Annotated in this window: 12 protein-coding genes and 1 tRNA gene; 9 read left to right on the plus strand and 4 right to left on the minus strand. The window is 43.9% G+C overall.

What is annotated here, in order from left to right:
* Positions 1–64: 64 nt before the first annotated feature.
* On the plus strand, positions 65–1,105 hold the full coding sequence (locus P0M11_RS03385; protein ID WP_158065489.1) for a PA0069 family radical SAM protein: 1,041 nt from the start codon (positions 65–67) through the stop codon (positions 1,103–1,105).
* Positions 1,106–1,140: 35 nt separating this feature from the next.
* Here P0M11_RS03385 and P0M11_RS03390 read toward each other — a convergent pair whose 3' ends face one another.
* Positions 1,141–2,091, minus strand: coding sequence for a 2-oxoglutarate and iron-dependent oxygenase domain-containing protein (locus P0M11_RS03390; RefSeq protein WP_275624458.1), 951 nt, complete (start codon positions 2,089–2,091; stop codon positions 1,141–1,143).
* A gap of 133 nt (positions 2,092–2,224) precedes the next feature.
* On the opposite strand from P0M11_RS03390, the gene menD reads away from it, so the two are divergent.
* Positions 2,225–3,889: a 2-succinyl-5-enolpyruvyl-6-hydroxy-3-cyclohexene-1-carboxylic-acid synthase gene (gene menD, locus P0M11_RS03395; RefSeq protein ID WP_275624459.1), complete on the plus strand. Its 1,665-nt coding sequence runs from the start codon at positions 2,225–2,227 to the stop codon at positions 3,887–3,889.
* Here the strand turns inward: menD and P0M11_RS03400 are convergent.
* Together P0M11_RS03400 and P0M11_RS03405 are read right to left on the minus strand one after the other, a co-directional pair.
* Positions 3,886–4,518, minus strand: coding sequence for an aminotransferase class IV (locus tag P0M11_RS03400; RefSeq protein WP_275624460.1), 633 nt, complete (start codon positions 4,516–4,518; stop codon positions 3,886–3,888). The two genes, menD and P0M11_RS03400, sit on opposite strands and share 4 nt — an antisense overlap.
* Positions 4,502–5,476 (minus strand): aminodeoxychorismate synthase component I, encoded by a 975-nt coding sequence (locus P0M11_RS03405; RefSeq protein ID WP_275624461.1) that lies wholly within the window; start codon positions 5,474–5,476, stop codon positions 4,502–4,504. Before P0M11_RS03405 ends, P0M11_RS03400 begins: the two co-directional genes overlap by 17 nt.
* A 51-nt stretch (positions 5,477–5,527) precedes the next feature.
* On the opposite strand from P0M11_RS03405, the gene P0M11_RS03410 reads away from it, so the two are divergent.
* The 4 genes from P0M11_RS03410 to P0M11_RS03425 all read left to right on the plus strand — a co-directional run bounded on the left by P0M11_RS03410 (position 5,528) and on the right by P0M11_RS03425 (position 8,543).
* Positions 5,528–6,253, plus strand: coding sequence for a hypothetical protein (locus P0M11_RS03410; protein ID WP_275624462.1), 726 nt, complete (start codon positions 5,528–5,530; stop codon positions 6,251–6,253).
* A gap of 41 nt (positions 6,254–6,294) precedes the next feature.
* Positions 6,295–7,065 carry a beta-carotene 15,15'-monooxygenase gene (locus P0M11_RS03415; RefSeq protein ID WP_275624463.1) on the plus strand — a complete coding sequence of 257 codons (771 nt, stop codon included), beginning with the start codon at positions 6,295–6,297 and terminating at the stop codon, positions 7,063–7,065.
* Positions 7,066–7,138: 73 nt separating this feature from the next.
* A complete protein-coding gene (locus P0M11_RS03420) occupies positions 7,139–8,224 on the plus strand; it encodes an AI-2E family transporter (protein ID WP_275624464.1) in 1,086 nt (361 codons plus the stop codon).
* A gap of 10 nt (positions 8,225–8,234) precedes the next feature.
* Positions 8,235–8,543, plus strand: coding sequence for a thioredoxin family protein (locus tag P0M11_RS03425; RefSeq protein WP_158065131.1), 309 nt, complete (start codon positions 8,235–8,237; stop codon positions 8,541–8,543).
* On the opposite strand, the gene P0M11_RS03430 is transcribed toward P0M11_RS03425, so the two are convergent.
* Positions 8,540–9,292 (minus strand): nitrilase-related carbon-nitrogen hydrolase, encoded by a 753-nt coding sequence (locus P0M11_RS03430; protein ID WP_275624465.1) that lies wholly within the window; start codon positions 9,290–9,292, stop codon positions 8,540–8,542. The genes P0M11_RS03425 and P0M11_RS03430 overlap by 4 nt on opposite strands.
* Positions 9,293–9,430: 138 nt before the next feature.
* Here P0M11_RS03430 and rseP point away from each other — a divergent pair, with 138 nt between their 5' ends.
* The 3 genes from rseP to P0M11_RS03445 all read left to right on the plus strand — a co-directional run bounded on the left by rseP (position 9,431) and on the right by P0M11_RS03445 (position 13,483).
* On the plus strand, positions 9,431–10,930 hold the full coding sequence (rseP, locus tag P0M11_RS03435) for an RIP metalloprotease RseP (protein WP_275624466.1): 1,500 nt from the start codon (positions 9,431–9,433) through the stop codon (positions 10,928–10,930).
* A 73-nt stretch (positions 10,931–11,003) separates the two neighbouring features.
* Positions 11,004–11,077 (plus strand) — tRNA-Asn (locus P0M11_RS03440).
* An 87-nt stretch (positions 11,078–11,164) separates the two neighbouring features.
* The gene (locus tag P0M11_RS03445; protein WP_275624467.1) at positions 11,165–13,483 is read left to right on the plus strand and encodes a DUF5686 family protein; all 2,319 of its coding nucleotides are present in this window, start codon (positions 11,165–11,167) and stop codon (positions 13,481–13,483) included.
* The last annotated feature ends 41 nt before the right edge of the window (positions 13,484–13,524 follow it).

The raw sequence follows: 13,524 nt of genomic DNA on the forward strand, positions 1-13,524 counted from the left end.
TATTCATATAAAGTACAGATCCTGTTATAAAGCAGGATTTTCGTTTTTGTCACAGATAGAGTTTATGGATGGTAATTTCAGGAAAGGCCAGGGAGCTCAGCGCAACGAATTAAACCGGTTCGAAAGATATACTTATGAGCCGGAAGACGACTTTGAAGAGAATGTAAAAGTTACATTCACAGAAGTATTTCCGAAAACAGTAGTTAACAAAATCACCAGTCCGGACCTTTTCATGGAATATTCCCTGAACCCGTACCAGGGTTGCGAACATGGCTGCTCTTACTGTTTTGCCCGCCCCACTCATGAATTTTGGGGTTACTCTGCAGGTACCGATTTTGAAAGGAAAATAATGGTGAAGAAAAATGCACCGGAACTTCTTGAGAAATTCTTCAGAAAAAGAAATTATACTCCCAAAACCCTGTCGCTGTCCGGAAACACAGACTGTTATCAGCCTGCTGAAAGAAAATTTGAGATTACCCGGAAAATCCTGCAGCTGTGTCTGGATTACAGACATCCGGTAAGCATACTCACCAAGAATGCACTAGTCCTGCGGGATCTGGATCTCCTGACCCAACTCGCGGAAAAAAATCTGGTATCTGTTTCTTTCAGCATTCCCACCGTCAACGAAGAAATCCGCCGTAAGATGGAACCCCGGACCTCCTCGGTAAGCAATAAACTGAAAGCCATACAGGTGCTTTCTGAAAACAATATTCCCACGGGTGTGATGGTTGCTCCGGTAATTCCCGGCCTAACTAGTGATGAGAGCCTGAGCATCCTGAAAGCCGTGTCCGAAGCCGGTGCGAAGAGTTTCGGATACATCATTGTACGGCTTAATGATACCGTGGAGCCTGTTTTCATTAACTGGATCAATGCAGCTTTCCCGGAGCGTGCGCAGAAAGTCCTCAATTTAATCCGGTCTATGCGTGGTGGAAAACTGGGAGAGAAAAGATTCCATGAACGGTATAAGGGCGAAGGAAATATTGCAGAGATGATTCACAACACCTTCGCATTGGGCGAAAGGAAATATTTTCCCAATCAGGAAAGGCGGCAACTTTCTACGGAGCATTTCACCGGTTCGCGTGACCAGCAACTGCGCTTATTTTAAAAGTAAAAGGCGAACTTTCGTACGCCCTGTTGTCCTTAAATCTTAATCAGTCCCAGTTCTACTAGTCTCTCGTGCAGAAATTCACCCGCTGTTGTATCCTCATAGAGTTTAGGATGATCTTTATCAACCGTATTTTCCAGCGCGTTAAGCGGCATTTCGCTTACCGGATGCATGAAGAACGGTATGGAGTAACGGGAAGTGCCCCAAAGCTCACGCGGTGGGTTCACCACCTGGTGAATGGTTGATTTCAGCTTATTATTGGTAAGCCTGGACAGCATATCGCCCACGTTAATCATAAGTTCGTCCGGTTCAGCAATGGCATCTACCCATTCGCCGTCATGATTCTTTACCTGAAGTCCTTTGCCCTGTGCCCCCATCAGCAGGGTAATGAGGTTAATGTCGCCATGGGCTGCCGCTCGGACAGCATTATCCGGCTCTTCAGTAATTGGCGGATAATGGATAGGTCTCAGGATTGAGTTTCCTTCCTTAACAAACCTGTCAAAATAGAATTCATCCAGACCGAGATGCAGTGCCAGTGCCCGTAAAACATAAATTCCGGTTTTTTCCAGCATCTTGTACGCCTCCTTACCTACTTTATTGAATTCAGGAACTTCAGCTACCTCCACATTATCCGGATAGACAGATGCATATTCAGATCCGTCTTCAAGATACTGCCCAAAATGCCAGAATTCCTTCAAATCACCTTTCTTGAACCCTTTTGCAGTTTCTTTTCCGAAACCTACATAGCCGCGCTGGCCGCCGATTCCCGGAATTTCGTACTTCTGCTTGGTCTCCACGGGTAAATCAAAGAAATTTTTAACCTCTTCATAAAGATTCTTTACGAGTTTGTCATCCAGGAAATGGCCCTTCAGGGCTACAAAACCGATTTCTTCGTATGCTTTTCCGATTTCATTTACAAATTTCTGCTTGCGTTCCGGGTCACCCGAAAGGAAATCACGCAAATCCACACTGGGAATCTGTTTCATAGATTTTATATTAAGTATGAACTGCAAATTTAGAAGAATTTAAAATATTAAGATTTAATTATCAGTAAATTTGCGCGGTTTCAGATTCACCGTCCAAAATGAGATGGGCCGAAATGAAAATTTGATCTTCCTAATGAAACAATATTCTTCCAAACACAGCATACAGATTTTAGCCCACCTCCTGAAGGAATACGGCATTAATAACATCGTGATCTCCCCCGGTTCGCGTAATGCACCTCTGGCCATACATTTCTCAGAAACCGACGGCTTCAACTGTTACAGCATCACCGACGAGAGGAGTGCGGGTTTTGTAGGTCTGGGAATGGCCAAAACCGAAAAGATGCCTGTAGCCGTAACCTGTACAAGTGGATCTGCAGCAGCCAATTATTACCCTGCGGTTACAGAAGCTTTTTATCAGAACATTCCTTTGCTGGTCCTTACAGCCGACAGACCGTCTGATTATGTTGATATTTTTGACGGACAAACCATCCGGCAGAAAGAAATTTTCAGTCAGCATTCTTACGGGGATTTTCAATTGCTAGAAGATGACCGTGAAAACGCAGACGATGAAAATTACAGCCTGATTAAAAAGGCCATTGAAATCTGTATTGAAAAGCAAGGTCCGGTTCATATTAATATACCGCTGGCTGAACCACTTTATGAGCTGGTACCGGAAATCCCGGTTTATCCTTCGGTGGAGAAAACCCTGCAGCGTAAAGCCTTTGACCTTTCGCCGGCTTTAGTGGCCGGATGGAACCTTGCACGCCGCATACTGATCCTGGTGGGTACGCGTGACTATAGTGAAGAACTGCAGATGCAGCTGAGCCAGCTGGTGAAAAACCACAGTGCGGTGGTTCTGACAGAAGCAAATTCCAATCTGAACAATGAAAAATTCTTCAGCCATATAGACCGGTATGTGTTTAAATTTGATGAAGAGGACTTTAAGAAATATGCACCCGACCTGCTGATTACAGTAGGGCAAAATGTAGTTTCAAAAAAAGTAAAGCAGTTCCTCAGGAAAGCCCGCCCGCAAAATCATTGGCATATTGATGCCGTTTGGCAGCCCGACACCTATTTCTCGCTTACTCAGAAGGTGGTAACACGCGCTGAGGTATTTTTCGGGAAACTTCTGAACCATGTAAATCTGGAACCCCAGGCCTATTACAACCTTTGGGATGTACTGCGCGATAAACGTGACATAAAACATGAGCAATACTGTGCAGACGCTCCATTCTCGGATTTTAAACTTTTTGAAATACTTTCTTTAAAGATACCCAACAACTACCACGTTCACATCAGTAACAGTTCAGCTATCCGATATGCGCAGCTCTTTAATTTCCAGCAATTCAGGATTCACTGCAACCGCGGGACAAGCGGCATAGATGGAAGCACAAGTACAGCCATGGGATATGCAATGCGCAGCAAGAGCCCTACGCTGCTAATTACTGGCGAGGTAAGCTTCATGTATGACATCAATGGGCTCTGGAACCAATATATCCCGCCATATACGAGGATCATTATCTTCAATAACGGCGGTGGCGACATCTTCAGGATCATTCCGGGACCGGGTTCAACCAATGCACTGGACGAATTCATCCTGACCAAACATCACAAAAATGCCGAACTTCTGGCGAAAAACTTCGGATTTTCCTACACCAGAGTAGATGAGGAAGACACGCTGCTTCGCGTGCTGGATAATTTCTTCAACCCCGACAGCAAACCAAAAATTTTGGAGGTGGATACGTCCCAAATCGGGAACGCGGAAATCCTGAAAAGCTATTTTGAGTTTCTGGCTTAATTAATTTCAGTCTCAACAGAGTTTTTGCCGGGAAGGTTAAGGATTCGCGAAAGCGGATAAGCCAGCGCATCATCAAAATCATTCAGTGCATTAATCAGCTTGAAGTGTGAATACTCTCTCAGGTTATTGGGGGATATGTCAGCGATTGTGATTTTTCCGGACTGAAGCAGTTCCTGACGCTGCACACCGTTCAGCAGAAAAGCGGACGGGGTGAACCACACATTATCTTTCAGAAAAATCAGATTGGAAAAGGACGTATCGGTTATATGGTTATCCTTAACGATGATGATTTCGGCTCCGTTCGCCCCAACTTTCATCGCTTCAAATCCTTTACGGTCTTCAAACTTGAAAGGGTAATTAATTTCATCATTCACCACAAGCAGAAATCTGCTGATTTCGGAGCGTTCATACGGAATCAATTCAGTTCTGCACATGCTATCCAAACTGTATGAAATGCGGAATTTGTACAGGCCTTTTGATGGGACGGATATACTTTTCAAAATACTTTCAAGATCAATAAAGTTTTCTTTCCCAAAGCAGGCAAAAGTGTCATTTACCCTTTTTTGATGATGTTTAAGCAGGAAGGACTGGCCGTCTGACACTTTTATACTTTCAAGAAACCGGTACATAAATCTTGTTTTTCATTTCCTCATATTCATCTTCCAGTTGACTTAGGTGGGTGATGCCACCACCGCTTTTAAAGTATATTTTATCGTCTTCCTTTTGCATAAACCGGATCATGACGCAGGAATCCAGATTGGCCCCGTCGAAGAAGCCACAGACACCTGTATAAAAGCCACGGTCATAGTTTTCGGCTTCAAGCAGAACTTCCAGCGTTTTTTTCTTGGGAGCACCCAATATGGATCCGGCAGGCAGAAGCGTTTTTAGAATGCTGCCCATTTTACCGATATATTCAGGCTTCAGCTTACCCGAAATCTCAGAACTCATGGCAAAGAGATTTTTTTGTTTGGTTTTCAGAAAGTCAATCCGCTGAAATTCGTCCAGCTGCACTTTATCGGCCACCATGCTGAGGTCGTTACGGAGCAAATCTACAACGGTGTAATGCTCTGCCCTCTCCTTTGTATCGTTCTTCAGCGTTTCTGCCGCATTGGGAAGTGAAGCATCAATTGTTCCTTTCATTGGATGGGTGAAAATGCAGTCATCCTGGATTTCGATAAAGGTTTCGGGGGAAAAGAAGACGAATTGATCCCTGTATAAAACCTTATATTTTGCTTCGGAGAAACTGAAAATCTCACGTAAAGTGCGGTTTACCGTAATTTCAGTTTTGCGAGTATAATTCATCAGGTATGAATTCCCGATTTTCAGATGATGCTGTACAATATCAAAGCCCCGTTGGTACGCTGCAAGAGATTCGGGGAATGACTGCATATCCAGATCCGACTCTGCTTTTTCAGCTGGTCCGTAAGAGAATTTTGGGAAACGTATTGATATACGGTCACCGGCCAATTCATCCACGGTAAAAACCTCAACAGTCTGCATTAAAAAATCGGTTATAAAAAAAAACGGAACACCCTGCCGGGAAAGCTTGTCCATTTTATCGAAATTAGGGTGAAAAGGCAGCATCATAGGGCAAAAGTAATTTTTTTTACCCTTACTTTGCACAAAACAGAAAAGTTCATGCAGCAGAATTACCCCCAGAAAAGTGATATTTCCTATATATTAAAACAGGCCTTTTTTTACTGGAGCAAGACCCTTGGTTACCAGATCATGTACAGTTTGATTTACCTCTCCGTACTCATTACTGTTTGGTTTCTTTTTGCAGAGCATTACGGCATTCTTAATGATTACTTAAAAACCATCGAAATGGTAAATTCCGGATCTACCTATGCGCAGGCTCAGGAAGTGCTGGTTTCAAATCCAAATTATATCACTTTTTCATGGATTATCATCGGTACGTTCATCTTCCTGTACCCACTTAATTTGGGCCTGCTGAAAATGTACAGAAAAACAGACCTGGGTGAGAAGATAAATGTTCACGACCTCTTTGCCGGTTATATGGGCGTTAATTTCTTCATTTACATCAGCTATTATGTATTCTGGTTCATGGTTTTCCTATACATGGCGCCCACCGTTATCCTAGCCGGCGTGTGGATTGCGTTAACAGTTTTCACTGCGCCACTGATGTTTTTTATGAACAGGAAAATTTTCGAAACCTTCCGCTATAATATAAGTGTCTGGCGAAACTTCTTTCCTGCTATGCTGGTAGGTCTTCTGGTGGCGGCTGTTTTTAAATATGCAGGCATGCTTACGATAATCGGACTGCCGTTCACAATGGCTTTCCCAACGGCAATGATTTACGCCCTTTATTCGTCTCTGTTTAAAGAGCATGAAGAAGTGCAGTAAGAATGAGAAAAAAATGATATTTTAGATTTTTAAAAAAAACTATGGAAAATTTCAGCGAATTTGATTTAAAGGGAACTGCTCCCCAGCGCAATTTCAGCGACATTATCGGTCACGCATTCAATAATTATATGAAAATTATTGGGTGGAGTATTTTGGTTACATTACTGACTTTTGTAGTAAGCATCCTGATATCAAGCCTTACAGGACCGTTGGTGGGATATAACGCACTGGAATCACAGTCCGAGATGGAAGAACTGATGAAAGACGGTTCTTTTGCTGACGGCAGCTTCGTTACGCGTATGTTTCAGATTCCGGGATATCTGGAAAGCATGCTTCTTTCCGGAGTCCTTGGTTTGCTTATGTACCCGGTATATGCCGGATACGTGTATGCCATGCACCGTGCAAATACAGGTCAAACGGTTTCTTTGTCTGATTTTTTCATCGGATTTAGCCAGAACGCCTTACAGTACATTGTCTATGGGCTTATAATGGGAATCGCTGTTATGATAGGTTTTATGCTGTGTGTGCTGCCGGTATTTTTTATTATCCCCTTTTTTTTCCTGGGGATTCCCTTCATCCTCTTTGAAAATGCGAGCGGCATAGATGCGCTGAAGAAAAGTTTCAGTACTGGCGGCTCCAATTACGGTACCATGCTGGCAGTAAGTTTCATCTCAATAATCATCACAATAGCAGGTATTATTTTGTGCGGTATCGGAATTCTGCTTACGGCACCATTTTTCTATGCAGCCATGTATTCTGCATACTGTGCCTACATCGGGGTTCCGCGGGAAATCCAAAACCCCTCCCATTAAGCGCGACAACTAATAAAATTTATAACAAGGGCGGCAGTAAACAACACTGCCGCCTTTTAATACCCTTCCCCAAATGCCTAACAAAAAGCATCAGATCAGTGGAGTAAAGATCAAGCAGGTTTTCCTGATCCTTATCATTACCGCGTTACTTGCACTTATAGTTAGCAATCTCACTCTCTTTATACCGTCGCTGCTGGGTGCTGTTACACTTTATATTGTGTGCAGGAGATTAAACTTCTATCTGCAGGAAGAAAAAGAATGGAAACCGGTATGGTCTTCAATGCTGATCATCCTAATCTGCGTAGTTGTATTGGTGATACCGGTATACCTTATAGGTGACATGATCATTGAAAAACTTGGTGACTCCAAAGAGTACATGAAAAAATTTAATGTGTTTCTGGATAAAATTCACGATTACGTGTATTCCAGAACCAAATTTGATATTCTGAGCCGGGACAACCTCACTAAAGTGAAAGATTATGTGGGTCGGATTTCCACTTCGGCGGTTAGCAGCACTTTCAATACGCTATCCATAGTGCTTTCCATGTTTTTCATGCTGTATTTTATGCTGGAGAAACCAAGACTTTTTGAAAGACTGGTTGCTTCGGCAGCACCATTGAAGAAAGCCAACATTAATCTGATTGCCGAAAAGTTCAGGAAACTGGTTATAGCAAATGCAGTCGGAATTCCCGTAGTAGCTCTGGGACAGGGACTTGTAGCATTAATCGGGTACTATATATTTGATGCGCCCAGTCCTATGCTCTTATTTGCACTTACTGCCGTAACGTCGATGATCCCAATCGTGGGCGGTGCCATGGTATATGTTCCTGTAGGAATATTTATGGTGGCAGAAGGGGATACCACCGGCGGAATCAGCCTTCTGATTTACTGTATGATCGTTGTAGGCTTAACTGATAATGTACTGCGTTTTACGCTCCTAAAGAGACTGGAGAACATCCACCCGCTGAATACCGTATTTGGTATAATTATGGGAATGAACCTTTTCGGGTTTATGGGTCTTATTTTCGGTCCTATTTTGGTTTCTATGACTGTTCTTCTTATTCAGGTGTACCGGGATGAATTCTCCGACGAAGACACTCCTGAACTGGAACTTCCGGAGCCAAAGGAAATTGAGAAAAAAATTGACTTAACCATTTAATTTTAGAAAGATGTCACAGAAATTTCAGGAATTAATCCAGTCTGAACGGCCGGTGCTTATAGACTTCTTCGCCACATGGTGCGGCCCTTGTAAGGTTCAGTCTTCTGTTCTGACCACAGTAAAGGACAATATTGGCGAGGCGGCCAGAATCATAAAAATTGATGTAGACCAATATCCCGCCATCGCCGCACAGTATGGAGTCCGGGGCGTTCCCACACTTGCGGTCTTTAAAAAAGGCGAACTTTTATGGAAAGAAAGCGGTGTTCATGATGTAAACACCCTAACCCAACTGCTTACGGGGTTTGCCTCAGACAATTAATCTTCGATTGCAAAACGGTCCCCATCATCCAGAAAACGGAAATGACTGCGAAAGTCCTGCAGTTCGGTCAGATTAAATTCTGCCGAAATAATATTGCCGTCTTTTGTACTCAGTTCCGTTCCATCGGCGAAAAAGGCATGTGAGCTTTCGGTGTAAACGAGGTCATTACCATCCTTACCGATCCGGTTCAGACCAAAAACACCTGCCAGGTTTTCGATGGCACGGGCTTTCAGGAGGTGCTGCCAGGCGGCAACCCTTTTCTCCGGCCAGTTGGCAACATATAGAGCCAGGTCATAATCACCTTTATTCCGCGAAAACACAGGGAATCTGAGGTCGTAACAAACCTGCAGCAATATGCGGAAACCATTGTAGTTCACCACTACCCGCTCCTTCCCGGCTGTGTACACTTTATCCTCGCCTGAAAAAGAAAAGAGGTGTCGTTTGTCATACTTTTCCCAGGAACCGTCGGGTTTCACAAAATACATCCTGTTGTAGAATTTCCCGCTGTCCTCCACAGAGACGCTTCCGCACACCGCTGCGTCTTTATCGCGGGCAAATTCCTGCATCCACTTTAAGGTCTCCCCCGTCCTGTCGGCAATTTCAGCCGGCTCCATGCAGAAACCTGTGGCAAACATTTCCGGCAGAAGATAAATATCGGCCACAACATCACTGAATTGCTCCGTAATTTTTGAGAAATTCTCTTCTTTATTCTTCCAGCTGATGTCCAGATTCAAACCTGATATTTTCATAAATAGTTTTTTTAGGAAATGAATTCTACAGGCAGTTAAGCCTGATGGGTAAGATAGTGAGAATTTAAGCAATATCAAAAGTTTCGTTTTGGCATGCCTTTGATAATTAGTACCTTCGCAAATTAATAAAAATTTTTAATGGAATTAACGATTCAGATCTTTCAGTTTATCCTAAGTATATCCATTCTGGTGCTCCTACATGAACTGGGACACTTCCTGCCAGCAAGGTGGTTCCGCACCCGCGCAGAGAAATTCTTCCTGTTTTTCGATCCTTATTTTTCACTTTTCTCCATGAAGAAAATCAACGGACAGTGGAAATTCAAATTTATATCCAAGAACCTGCCGGATACGGAAACTGTCCTTATAAACGGAGAAAGAAAAGAAGTTCCCATCAACATAGATGCATTGCCGGACAGCGACTGGCGCAAACATCCGGAGAGCACTAAGTACGGCATTGGCTGGCTGCCATTAGGTGGTTATGTGAAAATCGCGGGTATGGTGGACGAAAGTATGGATACGGAACAGCTGAAAAAGCCGGCTGAACCTTATGAATTCCGAAGCAAGCCGGCCTGGCAGCGTCTGATTATCATGTTAGGCGGAGTTACCGTTAATTTCTTTCTGGCCTGGTTAATCTATTCCTGCCTGAGTTTCTTCAACGGTGAAACCTACCGCGACCTTAATAAATTTGAGAACGGTATCGGCGTCATGGGTTCTGGACAGAAAATGGGCTTCCGCAATGGTGACAAAATCCTGAAAGTTGACGGTAAACCGGTGGACAGATATGAAACCGCATCGCTGAATATCCTATTCAGTAATGAAGTTACTGTAGAAAGGGACGGCAAGGAACATACTTTTACTGTAGATGAAGACGGAATTGCCGAGGTGATCCGTCAGCGCGAGGCCAAACTGTATCTTACACCAAGGTTTAAGACGGTTGTAGACTCACTGCTGCCCAACAGCGCCGCCATGAAAGCAGGACTTCAGAAGGGCGACCAGATCGTATCCGTAAATGGTAAGAAGACTGAGTATTTTGATGAAATGTCACAAGAACTCAGCAACAATAAAGGTAAACCAGTAAGTCTGGGCATTTTAAGAGCCAATACTCCTACCCAGGTAACTGCCAATGTAACAAAAGACGGGAAATTAGGTTTCGCCTTTGATGCTGATGAGCTTCAGAAAGCCGATGAGCTTGTTAAGGTAACCCGGGAATACAGTTTCTTCGAAGCGATTCCCCGTGGTTTTACCAGAACCATAGACGCACTGACGACACAGGTGAAGCAGTTCAGAATTATCTTTAATTCCAAAATTCAGGGTTATAAAAGTGTGGGCGGACCAATTGCCATCGTAAAAATGATGCCTGTAGAAACTGATGCAGATGGTAGTTTCAGTATTAACTGGCCTGCATTCTGGAGTTTTACAGCTATGTTTTCTGTTTGGCTGGCTTTCCTGAACCTGATTCCTATTCCGGGTCTGGATGGCGGACATGTAATGTTTACCCTATGGGAAATAATCACCGGGAAGCCTGTACCGCAGAAAGTGCTTGAAAATGCGCAGATGATAGGCGTGATTTTCCTGCTGGGACTGATGCTGCTCATCTTCGGCAACGACATCTTCAAAATTTTTACCGGTAAAATTTAATTTTTCGCCGAAAAAATTTGCGGCAAATAAAAATAGTGCTATATTTGCACACGCTTACAGCAAAGAGCAACACTCCTCTTTAGCTCAGTTGGTTAGAGCATCTGACTGTTAATCAGAGGGTCGCTGGTTCGAGCCCAGCAAGAGGAGCAAAACCATCAGAATTTTCTGATGGTTTTTTGTTTTTTCAGCCTATTTCCTTTCCATTTCTTTAGCATAGTTATTGCAAAGAGTTCCATGATTTACACAGACTTTAAAGTGAATAACACCTACTGGCCACGGCTCCTGACAACTGCACTGCTTCTCCTTTCATTGTTTTCTGCAGCGCAGACAGATGAAAGACAGATGGACGAAATCATCCTCAAAAAAGGCAAAAAGGTTTATAAGAATAAGAAAGAAAACCCTGCCTATGCCATTATGCAGGAAGTCTGGAAGCGCAAACGCAACAATGGCCTTGATAAATTTGACACCTACTCCTTCCGCGAATACGAAAAGATCCAGTTCGATATGGCCAACCTGGACAGTGCATTTATGAACCGCCGGATCTTCAGGAAACTCGATTTTATATTTGATTATGCCGATTCTGCAGCCAACGGCAGACTGGCGCTCCCCCTCTTCCTTAATGAATCGGTATACACCAATTTAGGCCAGAACAATCCGTCCAAAAAAAAGAAACGGTTCCTGGTGGCCCAAAAGACTTCCGGCTTCGAGGATAACCAGATCGTTACCCTCACCGCGAAGAACCTTTACAGGGAGATCGACATTTATGACAATACGATCAATTACTTCGACATCGGTTTTCAAAGTCCTGTATCACGGGACGGGTTCAGCACCTATAATTACGAGCTTATGGATACCCTGACCATAAACGGGCAGGAGGTTTACCATATCCGTTACGAACCCCGCCGCTCTGATGTTCTCGCTTTTGAAGGACAACTTTACATTTCCACAGACCACTACGCCGTGACCCAGGCTACCCTGCGTTCCACCAAAAAGATGAGTGTAAATTTCGTGAATGGGATATTCACCGAACTTGAATATGATAATCCTGACGACAGCACTTTTATCCCCAAAAAATACCGGACTGTACTTGATCTTTCAGCCTTTTCCAAAAATAAAGATGCCAAAAGCCTTACCGCCACCCGAAGTGTAGACTATACGGACTATAAATTCAATCCGGCGCTTACAAATGCGGACTTTGAAACTAAGGAAGAGGAGTTAAGCGAGAATTTTGTCCGTAAAGATGAGCAATATTGGGAGGCAGCCCGTACAGACTCGTTAAACCAACAGGAAAAAGGAATTTATGAAATGCTGGAAAAACTGGAGGAAACACCCCGCTTCCGTCGCATCACAAAAACCTATGAGACCTTTGCCTCCGGATATTATAATGTGGGTAATGCTGTTGATATTGGCGATCTGTATTCTGTTTACGGCAACAATGAAGTGGAAGGACACCGGATCCGCCTGGGCGGCCGAACTTACTTCTCGCAAAATGACGACTGGCGCATCCAGGGTTATGGTGCCTACGGCTTCAAAGACCGCAAGTTCAAGTACGGTGCCGAGGCCAAATATATGTTCAATAAGCTAAACAGATTCACCCTGGGTGCAGGTACCCGCAGAGATGTGATGCAGCTGGGCGTACAACTTACTACAGACGATGGAATTATGTCCCGGAGCTTTGCCTCGTCCTCTGTATTCGGAAGGGGTGAAAATGCCTCTTTAAGCTCCGTAAACCAAACGAATGTATTTGCCGCTATTGATCCCTTAAAAAACTTCACAGTAAGGCTGGATGGGACGCTGCAAAGTATAAAATCGGCTAATGAGGAAGGATTCAACCTGTATTATCATGATAATGACGGCATGTTGCGTAAAACAGTAAATGATTCCCATGTTACCCTCAGCCTGATCGCAAGGCCGGGCGCAAAATTCTCGCAAACCGGTGTAGACCGGTACGAACACAGCACGCTGGCTCCAACAATTGTCCTGAAATATACGCGAGGACTGGAAAACGTATTCAATGCAGACTACGGCTATAACAAGCTGCAGTTTATGTTTTTTAAGCCCATGCTTATCGGAAGCTGGGGCAAGTCCTTCATTAACCTGGAAGCCGGAAAGAATTTCGACCCTGTTCCGCTGGCGCTGCAGAATGTGATCCCCGGAAACCAGTCCTACAGTTTGGTGGCCAATACCTTTTCGCAGCTTAATTATTATGAATTCGTAGCTGATACGTATACCACCGGACATTTGGAACATCACTTCAACGGGAAGATCCTTTCCTTTATCCCTTTAATCAAAAAACTGAAACTTCGCGAAGTCGCATTTATCCGCGGGGCGTACGGTACACTGAGCGAAGCCTCAAAGAATATTAACCTGGAAGGATATAAGTATTCAGCTCCGGACCGGAATATCTATTATGAATACGGATTTGGGATTGAAAACATCGGCTGGGGCAACCTCCGGTTCCTGCGAGTAGATTTCAACTGGCGGGGCAATTACCTGACCAGGCCCGATGTACAAAAATTCGGAATCAAGGCGGGAATCCAGTTCTTTTACTAGCAGATTTTTCTATTTCAATTCATTATCAAACACTTAACTAT

It is taken from the genome of Kaistella sp. PBT33-4, from assembly GCF_029194425.1.
In the GTDB taxonomy this organism is placed as follows: Bacteria; Bacteroidota; Bacteroidia; order Flavobacteriales; family Weeksellaceae; genus Marnyiella.